Origin of the sequence: Croceibacter sp. (assembly GCF_002716225.1) — a bacterium.
Lineage (GTDB): Bacteria > Bacteroidota > Bacteroidia > Flavobacteriales > Flavobacteriaceae > Croceibacter > Croceibacter atlanticus.
This window is the reverse complement of sequence record NZ_PAZX01000013.1, coordinates 191,946-210,538: the sequence shown is the minus strand read 5'-3', so window position 1 is coordinate 210,538 and position 18,593 is coordinate 191,946. Positions and strand designations below refer to the sequence as shown.

Genomic DNA, 18,593 nt, shown 5'->3' with positions numbered 1-18,593 from the left:
TTTTAAAAAAAAAATCCTGATGTACACCATCAGGATTTTTTTTTGCAATCTGTTTTAAGTCATAAAAAAAACCTGATAAGAGTTACAATCTTATCAGGTTTTAGATTAATTGCGAGTTGTTTATTTAGTAAACAGTAGTTCGCGGTATTTAGTTAATGGCCAAAGCTCATCATCTACTAATAGTTCTAGCTTGTCACAGTGGTATCTTATTACATCAAAATAAGGCTTCACTTTATTACAGTATGCTTCAGCACGCTTTTCGGCGTCTTTCTTATTAGCTTTCTTGCGCTCTTCAATCATTTCTGTAATGCCCTTGTTAATTTGTTTGATGTGATCTGAAATCACTTCAATTAAATTCATTTGCTCTTCAGAATGTTTCTTGAAATCGTCACCATAAATCTGCTTTAATCCTGTTACATTTTCAATAAGTAAGTTTTGGTAACGTATAGCAGTTGGTATTACGTGATTGCGGGCTATATCTCCTAGAAGACGACCTTCAATCTGAATACGCATACCATATTCCTCAACCTGTATTTCATGACGAGCTTCAATCTCAACCTTATTCATAATATTAAGGTCTTCATAAAGCTTTATAAATTTCTTGTCTAGGTTAGCTTTAAGTGCTTCAGGTGTAGTCTTATTGTTACTTAAACCACGCTTTTTAGCTTCTTTTTCCCAAGCTTCACCATAACCATCGCCTTCAAAACGAATCTTTTTAGATTGCTTAATGTATTCTCTAAGAACATTGAAGATAGCATCATCTTTCTTCATTTTCTTGTCCTTAATCAATGCATCAACCTCTACTTTAAATTCATTAAGTTGCTTTGCAACCATTGCATTAAGAGCTGTCATTGGTACAGCACAGTTAGCTGTTGAACCTACAGCACGGAACTCAAATTTATTTCCTGTAAATGCAAATGGAGATGTCCTGTTACGGTCTGTATTGTCTAATAAGATTTCAGGAATCTTACCAACAACATTAAGTTTAAGGTCTGTTTTTTCTTGTGGAGAAAGTTTACCATCTGTAACTTTTTCTAATTCATCTAAAACAGCTGTTAATTGAGAACCTATAAATGCAGAAATAATTGCAGGTGGCGCTTCATTAGCTCCTAAACGGTGATCATTACTTGCACTAGCTATAGTAGCTCTTAATAATTCCTCATTATCGCAAACTGCTTTAATTGTGTTTACAAAGAAAGTTAAAAACTGTAAGTTCTTCATTGGTGTAGAACCAGGACTTAGTAAGTTTACACCTGTATCTGTACTTAAACTCCAGTTGTTATGTTTTCCAGAACCATTAATTCCTGCAAATGGCTTTTCGTGAAAAAGCACTACAAACTTATGACGTTCTGCAACTTTACGCATCACATCCATTATTAGTGAGTTATGGTCTACTGCCAAGTTTGCTTCCTCAAAAATAGGGGCAAGCTCAAATTGGTTTGGTGCTACTTCATTATGTCGAGTTTTTACAGGAATACCCAAAAGCATACATTGCGTTTCCAAATCTCTCATATAATTAAGTACACGTGTTGGTATAGAGCCAAAGTAGTGGTCATCTAACTGTTGTCCTTTTGCAGAAGCGTGTCCTAATAAAGTGCGTCCAGCTACAGATAAATCTGGTCTTGAAGCAGCAAGCGCACTATCAATTAAAAAGTATTCTTGTTCCCAACCTAATGTTGCATTAACTTTAGATACTTTCTTGTCAAAATATTTAGCAACGTCTGTAGCTGCAGAGTCTACTGCTTGTAAAGCACGTAGTAAAGGTGTTTTGTTGTCTAATGCTTCTCCAGTATAAGAAACAAATACTGTAGGAATGCATAAAGTTGTACCAAATACAAATGCTGGAGATGTAGGATCCCAAGCTGTGTAACCACGAGCTTCAAATGTATTTCTAATACCTCCGTTAGGAAAAGAAGAGGCATCTGGTTCTTGCTGTACTAATTGGCCTCCACCAAATTTTTCAATAGCTAAACCATCTCCAATAGTTTCAAAAAAGGCATCGTGCTTTTCTGCAGTACCACCAGTTAATGGTTGAAACCAGTGTGTGTAATGCGTTGCTCCTTTAGAGATTGCCCATTCTTTCATTCCTGTTGAAATATGGTCTGCAACTTCACGAGAAATTTTAGATCCTGTTAAAATTGCATCTGTTACACTTTTAAAAGAATCTTTTGTTAAGTATTGGCGCATAGACGCCTCATTAAATACGTTTTTTCCAAAAAGTTCTGAACGACGAATTGACTCGTCTATTTCTACAACTGGTCTGTTTAATGTTTCTTTTAAAGCTTGAAATCTAAGCGTTGCCATGAGTATGGAGTTTAATTAATTTCATATTAATAAGAGCAAAAATATATTTAAAACGCCAAAACCCCCTAATTTTTAATGTTAACTTTTTAAAAAAGAAACTTTAAATTATTAACAACCCCTAAAATTATAGGGGTTAATATGATATTAAAATTAAAAAACTAGTCTATAAATGCTAAACTGATAAAAATACAGTAGCCAACAAAAAGAATAAGCCCCTTATAACGACCAAGTATAAATGTCTTAGGGATAAATGCTAATGGGATAAGAATAAATGCAAAACCTAACAGCCACAACATATCGTTAGTAAGCACTTCTTGGCTTTTCATGGCAATTGGTTGTATTACAGAAGTAATTCCTAAAACAGATGCTATGTTAAAAATGTTAGAACCAATTAAGTTTCCTAGTGATATTGCTTTTTCCTTTTTAAGTGCAGCGATTACAGAAGCTGCCAATTCTGGAACACTTGTACCAACGGCTATCATTGTAACTGCGATTACACGTTCACTTATTCCTAACATAGAAGCAAGGTCTACAGCGCCTGTTACTAATAATTCTGAGCCACCCCAAAGTGCTGCGCCTCCTAATATTAACCAAATTGCAATTTTAAAGTTTGAGGTTTTTGCTAAGCCATCATCTAAACCATCATCTGTTAATGGAGATGCTTTTTTCTTAGCTCTGGTAATTAATACTATTATATATAGAACAAGTGCTATAATAAAGGTAATTCCTTCTAGTCTCGAAATAGAATCGTTGGTAAGTAGAAAACAATAAAGTAGGATAGACATGACCATCATTACTGGCCAATTAAATTTGTAGAAATCTTTATCTATAGCTAAAGGAGAAATAATAGCTGTAATTCCTAACACTAAACCAATATTTGCAATATTGGAACCTATTACATTACCTAAGGAAATATCTGAGAAGCCATCTAAAGCAGCTTTTAAACTTACTATTAATTCTGGTGCAGAGGTTGCAAAAGAAACAACAGTTAAACCAATAACCATTTTAGAAAGCTTGAGTTTGTAGGATAATCCTACAGAAGATCTTACTAAAAATTCTCCACCAACAACTAAAAAAAGAAATCCTAGAAATAAATAAAGTATGCTCATTAATTTTTTTTGCGAAGATAGCAAACTGCGTAGGAGTTAGCCACTATCGCTTAGATATCTTGTTTCCAGAAATATGCTTTTGCCTGCTACATTTAAAGCGTCGTCCTTTTGCTTGTCTTAATTTTTCATGTTTAGTTGCGCGTCCTTGTACACGTTTACGCCACATTCTAAAACTAGAAGGCTTCATTTCTTTTCTCATAAAATTAATGACCTCAGGCTCAGACAAACCAAATTGAAACTCAATAGCATCAAAAGTGGTGCGGTCTTCCCATGCCATTTCTATAATCCGATCTTTTTCTCTTTCAGTTAGTTGCATGTTTAAATATGTAATTGCTTGTTAAAAATCAATTATTTATTATAATAATTCAATTAATATGTTAAAATTATCAAAAGTGTGTTTGTTTTGTGTGAATAAAGTCTTATATTTATAATGTATTAAAAAAACAAACCTCTTAAATAAATTACACGTATTAGTAATATTATACCTCTTAAAGTTAGAAAAAAACGCTTCTCTTACAAGCGTTTTTTTTATTTAGAGAATTGTCCGAAAGGTTAAGTTAATACGTTCTCCTACGTGTTTTTTGGTTTTAGGAATTTGATGTTTCCAAAACTCTTGTGTTGTACCTTTCATAATTAGGAGGCTTCCGGATGGCAATTCAATATTAAACCGTTGTGATGAATCAGTTTTATGTTTAAGCTGAAAGCTTCTGGTTGCACCTAAGCTTAAGGAAGCTATTACAGGATTACGGCCAAGTTCCTTTTCATTGTCAGAATGCCAACCATTACTGTCATTTCCAGTTCTATAAAGATTTGCTAAACAGGTTGTAAATTTATGGGCTATCTTTTCTTCAATATCACTTTTAACCTGTTCTAGCTCTTTAAAAAATGATTCAGGGTACATCGTAATATTTGAGTAGGAATATGGCTTTTCATTTTCAGCATATAAAGCTGTTAGCCTTGGCTGCTTGTATGTTTTTCCAAACAGTTTTATATCATCCTGTTGCCATTGTATTTCTTTTCTCAATGTATTGAAAAGAATATTTGAAGTTTCTGAATTGTAAAACTGTTCCAAATAAAGAACATTAGCATCCTTTAAAGGGAGTTTTATAAATTCATTTGATTGTGGAAATAAATTCAAAGAGATGAAATTTGGTTATAAGTAAAACCAAGCCCACCAAATAAGCACAAATTGAAGCAGTATGCGTATCCAAAGTAACCATTTAGGTATGCCCATTCCTGCTTTTTCATTGGAGACCATATAAAAGTGTACTAAGAAAAATACCGTAAGCATAGCCATTATACCCCAAAGTGATAAAACTCGAGTGCTTTCAAACAGCAATCCTATACCAAAACCCAGTTCTGCCAAACCACTTAAATACACGAGTATTTTGTGGTTTGGCAAATATCTAGGCATAATGCGCATATAAGCTCTTGGTTTAATAAAATGCATAAGACCAGCAATGCAATACATTGCAGCCATTAAATAAAAATGCCAAGAGTTACTCATAATTTATTAGTCTATAATTGTTGAATTCTCTGGAGCGGCAAACATATCTTCTTTTTCTTCAGAAAATGTGAGGTTTGTAATTGTAGCATCTCCAATTGGTTCTCCTGTAATACCTTCTTCTTTACTCCAATTATAAAATTCCCAAGATGTTGCCACAGGAATACCATCTACCATTTTGTAATCGTTGTAAACAATGGCGTGTGCATTTTTTACAGCTTCTTCTTCAGGAGTTCCTCCAAAGGTTACAATATAACCAGCAGCTACAATTTGTTGCTTATCGTTAGTGTATACATAATACCAATCGTCTGGAGCATCTCCTGTACCAGCATCAAAAGTCATTTTGAACGCTTCTAAAGATTCACCTTCCATAGGCATCATATCTTGCTTTTCAATATTTACACCATCATCATTTAACTTGTAAGGTAAGCTAAAGAAATAAGGCCATGTGAACATAGAAAAACGTGCTCTAGGCATTTCTGCATCTTTAGGGCTTTTGTATACATTTTCATTATCAAATACTAACATACTACCATTGTCATGCTCAATTTTAATTTTGCTTGTGTTGGTTAACATGCTAATTGTTCCATCTAAAGCATCTTTACCATTAAAATTTAGGTCTATATCAAAAGATACTACAGCTTTATTTAGAAACGCTTCTTTTTTGTGTGCTTTCTCAACACTGCTTACAAATGCTTGATCTAAAGATGGTGTGCCGTCTCCAATGCCGCCATTTGGCTCAACTGGCATCATGTCTTCTTTAGTGGTGTTGTCTTCTTGTTTTTTTGTTTCACCACAACTCATTATTAGTGTGGCAGATAGTAAAAGGATTAATGCTTTCATGGTTGTTTTTTGTTTAAAGATATAGGTTAGAGAGTCGTAATGGTGTTAAGAAACTTTCAAAGTTTTAGGATTAGATGTTATTATATTTAAAAAGTAATTGGTTTTCAGTAATATGATTGCGCATAAAAAAATCCCATTTTAATATTTTAAAATGGGATTTTAGTTGAACTAAAAATTAAATACTAATTATTTAATCATTTCAAAGCTTCGCTTAATGAAGTTAGTTAAAGCTTCTCCTTTAAGCAAGCCTTGTGAAAGTCTTGCTAAGTCTAAACTCTGACTAATTAAACGTTCTTGTTTCTTCTTTGTTTTTGTTTCTAATATTTCTGCAATTAACTCATGATTTGTATTTACTACAAGGTTGTACATATCTGGCATATTACCCATACCAAACATACCGCCACCACCAGTTTTCTGCATATCTTTCATACGACGCATAAATTCTGGTTGTGTAATAATTAATGGAGATGCAGTACTGTCCATAGCTTCAAGCTGTACAGTATAAGTTTCTTTAGGAACTACAGTTTCAAAAGCTTCTTTTACTTTCTCTTTTTCCTCATCAGATAGTTTACTAATTTGTTCTTCATCTTTCTTGATAAGGTTATCTATATGATCACCATCTACACGAACAAAAGAAATGTTTTCTTCGCTAGTTTCTAATTTCTGAATTAGGTGTGGTACAATAGGAGAGTCTAGTAATAAAACTTGATACCCTTTGTCTTTTGCAGCTTGTATGTAACTGTGTTGTGTATCCTTGTCACTAGCATAAAGTACAACCAGTTTGTCATCTTTATCTGTTTGGTTGTCTTTTATCTTTTCTTTTAACTCTTCTAAAGTGAAGTACGTATCATTTACAGTAGGATAAAGAGTAAAGCTCTTAGCTTTATCGAAGAATTTATCTTCAGAAAGCATTCCGTATTCGATAACAATTTTTATGTCATTCCACTTACTTTCAAAGTCTTCACGATTTTCGTTAAATAGAGACTTAAGCTTATCTGCAACCTTACGAGTTATATAAGCAGATATTTTCTTTACAGCACCATCTGCTTGTAGGTAACTACGAGATACATTTAATGGAATGTCTGGAGAGTCTATAACACCTCTTAACATAGTTAAGAACTCTGGTACAATACCTTCTACATTATCTGTAACGAAAACCTGATTTTGGTAAAGTTGAATTCTATCTTTCTGAATATTCATATCCTGTCCTAATCTTGGGAAATATAATATTCCTGTTAGGTTAAATGGATAATCTACATTAAGGTGAATGTTAAATAACGGCTCTTCAAACTGCATTGGGTACAGCTCTCTGTAAAAACCTTTGTAATCTTCTTCTTCTAATTCTGTTGGAGCTTTTGTCCACGCTGGATTTGGGTTGTTTATAATATTATCAACCTCTTTAGTTTCAACTTTATAGTCTTTTTCTTCCTCTTCAGTTAAACCTTCTGGTTTAGGAAGCGTTTCTGTCTTTGTACCAAATTTAATTGGTATAGGCATAAACTTATTGTACTTGGTCAATAGTTCAGAAATACGACCTTCTTCTAAAAATTCTTTTTCATCTTCAGAAATATGTAAGATAATTTCTGTTCCGCGTGTATCCTTTTCGGCATCTTCAAGAGTAAACTCTGTAGAGCCTTCGCAAGTCCAGTGCGCAGCTGTACCACCTTTATAAGATTTAGTGATAATCTCCACTTTTTCTGCAACCATAAAAGCAGAGTAAAATCCAAGACCAAAGTGTCCTATTATACCACTATCTTTTGCAGANTCTTTATANTTTTCTANAAANTCTTCGGCNCCAGANAATGCNACNTGNTTAATNTATTTTTCAACNTCNTCCTTNGTCATNCCAATACCNTGGTCTNTNATATGAAGTGTNCCNTTNTCNTTNTNAATCNTNACTTCNATATGNGGNTTNCCATACTCNACGCCTTTNGCNTCACCAATNNNNGNNAGGTGTTTNAGTTTAAGTGTTGCATCTGTTGCNTTACTTATTAANTCACGTAAGAAAATTTCGTGATCGCTGTATAAGAATTTCTTTATAAGCGGAAAAATATTCTCTACAGATACATTAATAGTTCCTGTTGCCATGTTTAAATTGTTTTATAAAAAAGTGTCTATGCGTAGACACGGTTATTAATTAATTTCTGAAAGTGAATAGTCAAAAAAAATACCATCTATAGGTTTGTGACAAACTGACATAATTTTAACTGATTCTAATAACGCTTCGGATTGATTGTTGATTTACTTCTATTAGAAAAGCTTATATCAGTATTAATTATTTTGTTTAACTTATATTATTAATGATTAAACATTTTGTATATTTACATAGAAAATAAAGAGTTATGGCGACAGTAAAGAACACNTCAAAAAAATCAACTACTAAAACTAAGAAGACAACAAGAGATGCGATAGTTTCGGCTTATATGGATTATGTGTTGATGACAGAAACCTATCCTAAATCTGTTTACAAGTTTTGTAAAGAACATAAGTTTGAAGAGCAAGAATTTTATGAGGACTTTGCGAGCTTCAAAAATCTAGAAACCAGCATTTGGTCAGATTTTTACAGTTTAACCATTACATTATTACATAAGAGTGAAGATTACCAACAGTATGCAAACAGAGAGAAGCTTCTAACATTTTATTACACCTTCTTTGAAATGCTTACAGCAAATAGAAGTTATGTGCTAATGGTGTTAAGCAAGTATGAAATGCCGCTTAAAAACTTAGAACAACTTAAGCAATTACGACAAGATGTTAAGGAGTTTGCCAAAGGTTTAATATCTGATGCTAATGAAGGTAAAAAAATAAAAGCGCTACAGAAAAATGAGATGGTATTTTCTGAAGCTACTTGGGTACAGNTGCTATTTCTAATGAAATTTTGGAAAGAAGACAACTCTCCAGGTTTTGAAAAAACAGACATGGCTATTGAAAAGTCTGTAAATACTGTTTTCGATGTGTTTGATAATACACCACTTGAGAGTATTATAGATTTAGGTAAATTCTTGTGGCAAAATAAACCAGCATAATTTAATAGGTATAAAAGAACGCATATGAAGACGATTGATAGTATACCAACCTCAAAATTGGGAAGAACAACAGAGCTTGTAAAAACAGGTGTGAAAATTGGTGGTAACTACCTTAAATATTATGGTAAAAAAGCNTTTGATAAAGAGTTAACTCGAGATGAGTTAGACCAAGACAATGCTTCAGATATTTATGATGGTTTAAAAAGTTTAAAAGGAAGTGCGCTTAAAGTAGCGCAAATGNTATCTATGGAAAAAAGCTTGCTTCCCAATGCTTATGTAGAGAAATTTAGCTTGGCACAATTTAGTGTGCCGCCATTATCTGCACCATTGGTGAGAAAAACCTTTAAAACCTACCAAGGTGCTTATCCAGAAGATTTATATGATGAGTTTACTGCTAATTCTGTAAATGCTGCCAGTATAGGCCAAGTTCATAAGGCCAAAAAAGATGGGAAAATTCTTGCTGTGAAAATTCAATATCCAGGTGTGGCAAGCAGTATTAGTAGTGACTTAGCTATGGTAAANCCTATAGCTATGAGAATGTTTAATATAAAAGGAAANGACTCAGAGAAATATTTTAAAGAAGTTGAAGGCAAGCTTCTTGAAGAAACAGATTATATCTTAGAAGTTAAGCAAAGCAAAGAGATTTCTGAAGCTTGTAGCCACATAGATAATTTAATCTTCCCGAAGTATTACGAAGCTCTTTCTAGCAAGCGTATCATCACTATGGATTGGATGCAAGGAAAACATCTTAGTGAATACACTAGCGAGNAAAATGACCAAGAGGTATCTAACAAAATAGGCCAAGCGCTTTGGGATTTCTATATGTTTCAAATGCATTACTTAAAGGCTGTTCATGCAGATCCGCATCCAGGTAATTTCTTGGTTAATGATAAAGGACAACTCATAGCTATAGATTTTGGATGTATAAAAGAAGTACCAGAAGATTTTTATGTGCCTTATTTTGAGTTGGCTGTGCCAGAGAATATAGATAACCCAGACTTTTTTAGAGCTAAACTATATGAGTTGGAGATTTTAAGACAAGATGATAGTGAGGCAGAGATAGATTACTTCTCTACATTATTTCACGAAATGTTAAGTTTGTTTACAAGCCCATTTCATANTGACACTTTCGATTTTTCTGATGAAACATTTTGGAATTCAATCACAGAGTTAAGTGAAAAATATTCTAAGGATACTACGTTGAGAAAGATGAATGGAAATCGAGGAAGTAAACACTTTTTATATATAAATAGAACATTCTTTGGGCTTTACAATTTACTACACGACTTAGGTGCTAAAATAAATGTAAACCAATTTAAGAAATACATACCTAACGCTACGGCATAGTTATTATGCAAGCATATTAAATCCNATAATATTATGCATAACCATAATTAGGTATTGGCTATCTTGCAAGCTATCTCATTTTGAGATAGCTTTTTTTTAAATATTAATTATGTATCAATCAAAAATTTCGGGATTAGGCAAATATGTGCCTGAAAATGTGGTCACAAATGATGATCTCGCAAAGTTAATGGATACCAATGATGCTTGGATACAAGAGCGTACAGGTATAAAAGAACGTAGACATATAAAAGATTATAATGAGGAGTCTACAGCTTCAATGGGCGTTAAAGCAGCAAAAATTGCNATTGAACGTGCAGGTATTTCTAAAGACGATATAGACTTTATTGTATTTGCAACATTATCTCCAGACTATTATTTTCCTGGTTGTGGTGTACAGGTTCAAGAAGCTTTAGATATAAAAACGTGTCCAGCTTTAGATGTAAGAAACCAATGTAGTGGTTTTGTATACGCATTATCTGTAGCAGATCAATTTATTAAAACTGGAATGTATAAAAACGTTTTAGTAATAGGTGCAGAAAACCATAGTGGAGGCTTAGATTTTACTACAAGAGGCAGAAGTGTTTCTGTAATATTTGGAGATGGTGCTGGTGCTGCTGTATTAACTAGAAGTGATCACAATGGTCAAGGTATTTTATCTACACACTTACACAGTGAAGGTAAACATGCGCTGGAGCTTTCTTTAAAAGGACCAAGTACTCAAAAATGGGTGCCAGAAATTATTGAAGAAAACAATCAAGAGAATCCAGATTACTATCCTAATATGAATGGTCAATTTGTATTTAAAAATGCTGTGACTAGATTCTCTGAGGTGATCATGGAAGGCTTAAAGGAAAATGGTCTGGCAGTTTCAGATATTGATATGTTAATACCACACCAAGCTAATTTAAGAATCTCTCAATTTATCCAGAAGAAATTTAAGTTGAGTGATGATAAAGTNTATAATAATATACAGAAGTATGGTAATACAACTGCAGCATCTATCCCAATTGCTTTAACTGAAGCTTGGGAAGAAGGAAAGATAAAAGAAGGAGATAAGGTAGTTTTAGCTGCCTTTGGTAGTGGTTTTACTTGGGCTAGTGCAGTAATGAGCTGGTAAGTAAATTAGTAAACTATATAAAAGACAAACGCCGGTTAATGAGAGTTAACCGGCGTTTTTATATATAAGAATGATATGTTTCAGTGTTTAAAAGGCTAATTCAAAACAAATTATATCCGTTCTTCATCTATATAGACGAGACAAATACTTCAACGTTTCAATTATTAACTATATTTAACACAATTAACTGATATTTAGCAGATAATGGTGTTTTTGTGCCTTGTTTTCTTTTGCTGGTTTAAAAGAGAATTCAGTAGGGGACAAAAAGTTTAAGAAGATTTTTTGAGCCATACATTCCATAGCATCCCTAACACTATTAAGGACATTCCTAGTATTGGAAATAATGTATAGTGTTCTCCAAAAAGGAAAAANCCAAAAATTANNGCATAAACAAGTTCCATATATTTTATAGGAGCAACAACACTTGTTTCGGCAAGTTGAAAAGACTTGGTTAAAAATATTTGCCCAATCATTCCTAAAACACCAATGCTGCATACAAACCACCATTCTTGTCCAATCGGCATTCGCCATTNGTTTATAAAAAACANGCTTCCTANAATTGAGCAGACCATAAAATAATTAATAATAGTAAGAAAGTGCTCTTTTGAGCCTAGATATCTCACTATTGCAAAAACGGCACCTACTAATATAGCCGAGCCTATAATTAATGCAAAGCTTACAGTGTCTATCCTAAAATCTAAACCTTTCATAATAAATGCACCGCTCAACGCTAAGCCTAAGGCAAACCACTGCCACACTTTTACACGCTCTTTTAAAAAAAGCGCAGCTAAGAATACACTAAANACAGGAGCAGTATAGCGTAATGCTACAGCAGATCCTAATGGTATACGTTGTATAACAACAAAGAAAAGTGAAAGNGATACAAAACTTAATACGCCTCTCAGAGTTAGCCAAAAGACATTATTACCTATTATGGAGATCTTTTTTAAAAGCATATAAGGAAATATAAAGATAAAGGTTCCAAATGCTCTAAAGAATACTACTTGTAATGGGTGAAAGTCATTTAGATATTTAGCCAGTAAATTCATCCACGCAAAGGCAAATGCAGCAATAGCCATATAAATAATTCCTTTCAACAAGGTGTATAAGGTTTCTGCAAAGGTAATTNTATACTCTAATATAGGACGTTATTTNAATGGTATTTCTTAAAGATTATTAAGTATGAAAAAACAAAAACCCGAAGCGATCAACTTCGGGTTTTCAATAACCAAATATAACACTAACCATCAACTATGAAATTTGGTTATTTTACTTAGCACTATTTTAATGACGACCCTAAAACAGGATTGTTACACTTTACAAAGTATTCTTTTTTATCGATGAAAAGTTATGCTAGAAGATAACAACGCTAAAAATAGTTAAGTTTTATGATAGTATGGTTTTAACATCTTAACTTCAAATAGTTACAAGAAAAAAAATAAACTTAAAACCATACATTATGATTACACAACTACACAAAAATATATACATTATAAAGTATAGTGTATTATTAACTATTTTNCTTTTTCCTCTCTGTAAAATAGCTGCACANGANCAAATGGGTTCTTTGGATTTTGCAATGCCTACTGTAAGTTTTAATGAAGCAAATCCTGACACAGATTGTAATGCTTTTAGAACTTTCGATATTTCTGTTTTCGGTATACAAGTAGAGCCTGCAGTAAGTGTCACAATTTTAGTAAATGGTGGTACAGCATCAGCCAACGAAGATTTTATGCTATCAAACTCAACTTTTGATGTGGAAGGAACTGGTGCTGTCGATTTTCAGATAGATATTTTTAACGATGCTCTGATAGAAGGTGATGAAACTATTGACCTCTTGTTTTCATTTAATGGCGAATCCAGAAACGCAACTGTAACAATTAAAGATGATGATGTTACACCGATTGTAGGTAACACAACTGTAGATTTATTAGTAGAAACCTTTGATGCCTCTACCTTGCCAGAAAATTGGGAAACTATTGATGCTATAGATACTGGACTAAACCATTGGGAGTTTAATGGAGCTGGTTTAGCTGCAGGTACAGCATATATTACAGATGGTACATCTGCAATGCCATCATATGATGGTAATCTTGGTGCAGATCCGGTAGCTATGGACGCAAGTTCTAATGCGTTACTGTTATCACCTATGATTTCTGCAGCAGGACTAAAAGATGTAAATATATCTTTTGATTGGACTGCTGGCGGAGAATTAGATACAGAATCGCCATCACCGTTCGATTATGGTCAAGTGTCCTATAAAATAGAAGGTGAAGATTTTGTGGTGTTAGAAAACTTTACCGGTACTGCAGAATCTTTAGGAGCTGCAGTGCAATCAGGAACATTTTCACAGCTGTATCCAGAATTAGCAAACAAAAATTTTCAAGTAGGGTTTAGATGGATAAACGATCAACTTTTAGGTACAGCTTTTAGCTTTACTATAGATAACGTATCTGTAACAGCAGAACCTTTAAATGTTGAAACTTCAGAAACAGGATCAGATACTGAGTTGGTGAGAACTCAAAATGATGTTTACTTTATTAGTGATGAGAATACCGCTATTATGGCAAGAATAGAAAATGCAACTGAAGATTTAGGATGTGTACAAATAAGTGTGATTGAAAGTGGAACCGAAGCTGTTGAAAATACGCAAGCAGGTTTTAACAGAGCCTCTAAAGTTTTTGAAATTACTGCAGATGGTACAAATGCCTCAAGTGCATCTTATGACTTAACATTGTATTATGCTAGTGATGAGCTTGCTGTATTTACAGATGTTTCTACAATGAATATGGTTAAAGTAGAAGGTACAGATGTAGATGCAACTACAGATACAAATACAACGGTTACAGGCCAATTGTTTGAAGACAACTCTGCATCTGGCTTTGTCACCTATAAAGGCAATTTTTCTGGATTTGGTGTATTTAGTGTTGTAGAAAACGCAACCCAAAGTATTGAAGATATACTTACAAATCAATTTAGCGTGTTTCCAACAATCTTACATCAGCAACAACAATTACATATTGTTTCAAATAGCACGTCACAAATTGAGAGTATATATATTTATGATATATCTGGTAAACGTGTATACGAGAGAGAAAATATATCAGACTCAAATGCTAACTTAACACTAAATGTATCTTCTGGACTTTACTTCCTTAAGATTAATAATGCAGCAGAAACCACAAAGCTAGTTGTAAAATAATTGAATTCAATTTTTACCATTAAGCCTAACACTATTAAAGTTGTTAGGCTTTTTTTATTGACAAACTGCAGTTTGCTATGCGTGCATATATAAATAATGTTAAGAATATGATATTAGTTTAAGTATCTGTTACTATTGCGGCTACAATATTAAATTTTGTTTAATTAGAAGGGTATTTGGATAGATTTTTAATTTACTCTTTAAACGGTCATATTTTTCGTTAAAAAATTAACAACATTATATTGCTTTTAACAATAAAAAGTAGGATAGTCATCTAAATTGCACATCTGTTTAATGATTATCAATTATTAACATCTTTTACAATTTAATTCAAATAAAAAAGTATGAAAACTAAATTACGCAACATGCAGTGGTTGGTTTTAGGATTCTTTATGGTTTCAGGCTATTTTGGCTTGGCGCAGGAATCTTTAAAGTCAATCCAAAAACTACAAGATGAAAACAAGGTGACCAGCTATCTTATGAATAAAGATAGAAACACACCTTACCTTGTTAAGTTTGATGGTCTTTCAACACAGAGAACACCTAAGGCAGAAGCTTCTCAATTAATAAGAACTGTTTTAGGATTAAATAACACCATTACACTTGGAAAAAAATCTGAGGCTGGTTTATCACCTACAGTAGGAGTTGAGAGATTTCAACAATATTATAAAGGCGTTAAAGTAGAGCACGGTAACTATACTGTATTATCTAAATCAGATATGATTCAAGCTATAGGTTTGGAGCATTATGATTTTAATGACAACTTTCAAATAACACCTTCTTTATCTGAAGAAGCTGCTATGCAACACGCTATTAATTTTGTAGGTGCTACAGAATACGCTTGGGATCTTTATAGCACTTTAAAAATGAATGAAACAGATCCTCAAAGATTAGCAGAGTTAGATGCTATAATTGAAAGTGTTTACCCAAAAGGAGAATTAGTAATTGTAGATGATTACAATACTGCTGGAGTTGATATGAAATTAGCATATAAATTTAATGTATATGCAGCAGAGCCTCTTTATAGAGCAGATATTTACATAGATGCGCAAAACGGTAAAATGTTATTAGCAGATATGGATATTAAACATGCTTCAGAAATAAATGAAAATATAGCTGAAAGCAAGAAAATGTCTACATACGCAATGGTAATGGAGCCAGCTACTGGAATAGGAGATTTACGTTATGCAGGCCGCAGAAATTTTGAGACTACAAAAATTCCTGGTGCTACACCAGCAATGGATGAGTACACATTATTAGGTACTATTGAAGTAGATATCGAAGAAGCAGGAGTTGTATCTTCTTTACCAATAGAAAATGAAACAAAATCTTACGATGGTGTAGGTGGTGCTCCAATTAGTGCAGGTGTGCAATACCATCTTATGAAATTACAGATGGTTCATCTAGACCAGAAGAATCTAGTTTCCCATCTACAGAAGTAGGTGATAATGATTGGACAGCAGATGAGCATTACAGAGACCGTTTTGAAGGTCCTACAGAGCAATATCCTGTAACTAATGAAACAAATAATGACGATGTTGCATTAGATGCTCATTGGGGATCAGAAATTGTATTACGTTATTGGGGCGTACGTCACAACCGTTACAGTTGGGATGGTCAAGGTACTCGTATAACAAGTTTTGTACACTACGGTGATGCTTATGATAATGCATTTTATACCAATGCAACGATGACATATGGTGATGGTAGCTACCAAGGTGGCACAAATCCTAATGGTTCTTTTGCTCCTTTAATGTCTTTAGATGTTGCAGGTCACGAGATAGGACATGGTGTTTGTGATACTACTTCAGGACTTGTATATGCAAGACAATCTGGAGGTATGAATGAAGGATTCTCAGATATTTGGGCAGCTGCAGTTGAGAATTTTGCAGTAGAAGATATAGATCCAACATTGGCAGATAGATATCAGCCATTTAGTATTGGTGAGCAGATAGATGAGCGTGATGGTGGTATTCAACCAGAAGAAAACAGTGCAGAAATGGCAGCATTACGTTTTATGGATGATCCAAATGCAGCAAGTGATCCAGATTGTGTACTTGGTGCTAACTGGAAAGATACTACAGAAGCAGGTTGTCCTGCTCCAAACTTAGGTAATGATCAATGTGGTGTACACTCTAATAGTGGTGTACTAAACAAATGGTTCTATTTATTAGCTGTAGGTTCAGGTCTAACTTATGAATTAGGTGATGGTAAAGCAGCTGCAGATAGTGAAGTAAATGACAATAACGCTCCTTATAGTGTAACAGCTTTAGGTTTTGCAGATGCAGAGAAAATAGCATTTGGCGGTGAGGTTTTATTAAGCCCTAATGCAACTTTTGCAGAAATGAGAGAAATGTCTATTATGGCAGCTCAAACATTATATGGTCAAGGATCTCCACAAGAAGCATCTACTACTAGTGCTTGGTTTGCAGTATGTGTTGGTAATGATTACGTAGCTCCAGAAGGAGATGTAATAGTATTTAATGCAGATAACAGAACACAATTACAAGAACGTAATACAGATGTTGGTTGTAACACATCTAGAACGTACACGTATAGTATTGCTTCAGTATTAGTAAGCGAGCCAACAACCCTAACTTTAGATGTTTCAGCAAGTACAGCTGTTGAAGGTGAAGACTTTATTGTATCACCAACAACACTTGAAGTTTCAGGTTCTGGTATCTATGATTTTAGCGTACAAGTTTTTGATGATGCTATTATTGAAGAAGGAGAAATGATTTCTATTAGCTATGACTATAACGGAGAAACATTTACACAAGACATTGCATTAATAGATGATGATATTACGCCAGCTGTAGGTAGCTCTATTCAAGAGTTATTACCAATGGAAACATTTGATGGTAACGAATTACCAGAAGGATGGCAAATTAACAAATTAGTAGATCCAGGTGTTAATGACTGGGAAATGAATGGTGTTGGTGCTGGTGCTGGTGTAGCTTACATTACAGATGGTACAACAGAAACTCCAATGTATAATGGTAATGGTCCTGGAGTTAGCCAAGATGGTAGCTCTAATACGGTTTTAATGACGCCATTAATTAACGGTTTAGGTTTAAGAGACATAACAGTTAATTTTGACTACACAGTTGGTGGTGAAGATGAAGCAGGAACACCACTTGATTATGGTGAACTTGTATATAGTTTTGATGGAAGTAACTTCTTCGGTATCGAACAGTTTGTAGGTATTGGAGGTACAGTATTAACAGGAAGCTATGATGATGTAATTCCTCAGGTTGAAAACTCTCAATTTTATGTAGGTTTCAGATGGTTAAATGACCAGTTATTAGGAACAGCTTATAGTTTCTCAATAGATAACATAACAATTTCTGGTTCTCCTGCATTAGTTGAAACAGCTGCAAATACATCGCAGAGCCACACAGTACGTACAGCAAATGATATTTTCTTCTTAACAACAGAAAACAATAACATTATTGCTCGTATTGAAAATGCTTCAGCAGATTTAGGATGTGTATCTGTAAATGTAACTTCAGAAGGAACAGAAACAGTAAGCAATACTCAAGCTGGTGTGGACAGGTCATCTAAAGTTATTGAGATAACAGCAGATGGTCCAGATGCGGCTACAGCAAGTTATGATTTAACAATATATATGACTTCAGATGAGCTTGCTAACTTTAGTGAAGTTGCAACTTTACAAATTATGAAAGTAGAAGGTAGTGATATAGATGCTACTACAAATGCAAACACTGTTATTACAGGTGAGGTTTTTGAAGACTTAACAGATACAGAAGGCTATGCAACATTTAAAGGTTCATTTACTGGCTTTAGCTCTTTTGCTATAGTTGAAAATGCAGTTGCAAGTGTAGATGATGTAACTTTTAATGATGTGTCAATATACCCAACACCAGTAAATAGAGGTCAATATGTAACTATTAATAGCCCATCAATAGCTATTGAGAGTGCAGCGGTATACGATTTAAGAGGAGCTAAAATTATGGATGAGAAGTTTAAGAACTTAAATTCTGTACAGCTTAACACTTCAGCATTACAATCTGGATTTTACTTTGTAACGCTTAATGGAGATTCTAAAAAGACATTCAAGTTTATTGTTAATTAATTGTCTTTGTAAACTAACTAAAAGCCGCTATTTATAGCGGCTTTT

The 18,593-nt window shown here is 33.7% G+C and carries 13 protein-coding genes and 1 pseudogene; 6 read left to right on the top strand and 8 right to left on the bottom strand.

The window, feature by feature from the left end; all coding sequences use genetic code 11:
- Window positions 1-120: 120 nt before the first annotated feature.
- From CL818_RS10750 to htpG, 7 genes and pseudogenes are all read right to left on the bottom strand, one after another.
- Window positions 121-2,304 (bottom strand): glutamine synthetase III family protein, encoded by a 2,184-nt coding sequence (locus CL818_RS10750; RefSeq protein ID WP_013187257.1) that lies wholly within the window; start codon window positions 2,302-2,304, stop codon window positions 121-123.
- A gap of 158 nt (window positions 2,305-2,462) precedes the next feature.
- Window positions 2,463-3,413, bottom strand: coding sequence for a calcium/sodium antiporter (locus tag CL818_RS10745; protein WP_272973623.1), 951 nt, complete (start codon window positions 3,411-3,413; stop codon window positions 2,463-2,465).
- Between the two features lie 43 nt (window positions 3,414-3,456).
- Window positions 3,457-3,729 carry a TIGR03643 family protein gene (locus CL818_RS10740; protein WP_013187259.1) on the bottom strand — a complete coding sequence of 91 codons (273 nt, stop codon included), beginning with the start codon at window positions 3,727-3,729 and terminating at the stop codon, window positions 3,457-3,459.
- A 216-nt stretch (window positions 3,730-3,945) separates the two neighbouring features.
- Window positions 3,946-4,551, bottom strand: coding sequence for an alpha-ketoglutarate-dependent dioxygenase AlkB family protein (locus CL818_RS10735; RefSeq protein WP_272973624.1), 606 nt, complete (start codon window positions 4,549-4,551; stop codon window positions 3,946-3,948).
- Between the two features lie 15 nt (window positions 4,552-4,566).
- Window positions 4,567-4,920, bottom strand: a complete 354-nt coding sequence (locus CL818_RS10730; protein WP_272973625.1) for a DoxX family protein — start codon at window positions 4,918-4,920, stop codon at window positions 4,567-4,569.
- A gap of 6 nt (window positions 4,921-4,926) precedes the next feature.
- Window positions 4,927-5,760, bottom strand: a complete 834-nt coding sequence (locus tag CL818_RS10725) for a hypothetical protein (RefSeq protein ID WP_286972996.1) — start codon at window positions 5,758-5,760, stop codon at window positions 4,927-4,929.
- A gap of 186 nt (window positions 5,761-5,946) precedes the next feature.
- A pseudogene (gene htpG / locus CL818_RS10720) lies at window positions 5,947-7,848 on the bottom strand (molecular chaperone HtpG).
- 254 nt (window positions 7,849-8,102) lie between these two features.
- Here htpG and CL818_RS10715 point away from each other — a divergent pair.
- The 3 genes from CL818_RS10715 to CL818_RS10705 all read left to right on the top strand — a co-directional run bounded on the left by CL818_RS10715 (window position 8,103) and on the right by CL818_RS10705 (window position 11,250).
- Window positions 8,103-8,786 (top strand): TetR family transcriptional regulator C-terminal domain-containing protein, encoded by a 684-nt coding sequence (locus CL818_RS10715; protein WP_286972994.1) that lies wholly within the window; start codon window positions 8,103-8,105, stop codon window positions 8,784-8,786.
- 24 nt (window positions 8,787-8,810) lie between these two features.
- Window positions 8,811-10,133, top strand: coding sequence for an ABC1 kinase family protein (locus CL818_RS10710; protein WP_286972992.1), 1,323 nt, complete (start codon window positions 8,811-8,813; stop codon window positions 10,131-10,133).
- Window positions 10,134-10,242: 109 nt separating this feature from the next.
- The gene (locus tag CL818_RS10705) at window positions 10,243-11,250 is read left to right on the top strand and encodes a 3-oxoacyl-ACP synthase III family protein (protein ID WP_272973630.1); all 1,008 of its coding nucleotides are present in this window, start codon (window positions 10,243-10,245) and stop codon (window positions 11,248-11,250) included.
- 269 nt (window positions 11,251-11,519) lie between these two features.
- Here the strand turns inward: CL818_RS10705 and CL818_RS10700 are convergent, their stop codons facing one another.
- Entirely contained in the window at window positions 11,520-12,347 is an 828-nt protein-coding gene (locus CL818_RS10700) for a DMT family transporter (protein ID WP_286972990.1), read from the bottom strand.
- 461 nt (window positions 12,348-12,808) lie between these two features.
- Between CL818_RS10700 and CL818_RS10695 the strand changes: the two genes are divergently transcribed.
- From CL818_RS10695 to CL818_RS10685, 3 genes are all read left to right on the top strand, one after another.
- A complete protein-coding gene (locus CL818_RS10695) occupies window positions 12,809-14,452 on the top strand; it encodes a T9SS type A sorting domain-containing protein (protein WP_286972988.1) in 1,644 nt (547 codons plus the stop codon).
- A 344-nt stretch (window positions 14,453-14,796) separates the two neighbouring features.
- Window positions 14,797-15,894, top strand: coding sequence for a hypothetical protein (locus CL818_RS10690; protein WP_272973633.1), 1,098 nt, complete (start codon window positions 14,797-14,799; stop codon window positions 15,892-15,894).
- Entirely contained in the window at window positions 15,825-18,548 is a 2,724-nt protein-coding gene (locus CL818_RS10685; protein WP_353743994.1) for a M4 family metallopeptidase, read from the top strand. Before CL818_RS10690 ends, CL818_RS10685 begins: the two co-directional genes overlap by 70 nt.
- Window positions 18,549-18,593 lie beyond the last annotated feature (45 nt).

Coding starts and splice junctions, on each gene's coding strand:
- CL818_RS10750 (WP_013187257.1), bottom strand. CDS start 2,304: ATGGCAACGCTTAGATTTCAAGCTTTAAAAGAAACATTAAACAGACCA.
- CL818_RS10745 (WP_272973623.1), bottom strand. CDS start 3,413: ATGAGCATACTTTATTTATTTCTAGGATTTCTTTTTTTAGTTGTTGGT.
- CL818_RS10740 (WP_013187259.1), bottom strand. CDS start 3,729: ATGCAACTAACTGAAAGAGAAAAAGATCGGATTATAGAAATGGCATGG.
- CL818_RS10730 (WP_272973625.1), bottom strand. CDS start 4,920: ATGAGTAACTCTTGGCATTTTTATTTAATGGCTGCAATGTATTGCATT.
- CL818_RS10725 (WP_286972996.1), bottom strand. CDS start 5,760: ATGAAAGCATTAATCCTTTTACTATCTGCCACACTAATAATGAGTTGT.
- CL818_RS10695 (WP_286972988.1), top strand. CDS start 12,809: ATGGGTTCTTTGGATTTTGCAATGCCTACTGTAAGTTTTAATGAAGCA.
- CL818_RS10690 (WP_272973633.1), top strand. CDS start 14,797: ATGAAAACTAAATTACGCAACATGCAGTGGTTGGTTTTAGGATTCTTT.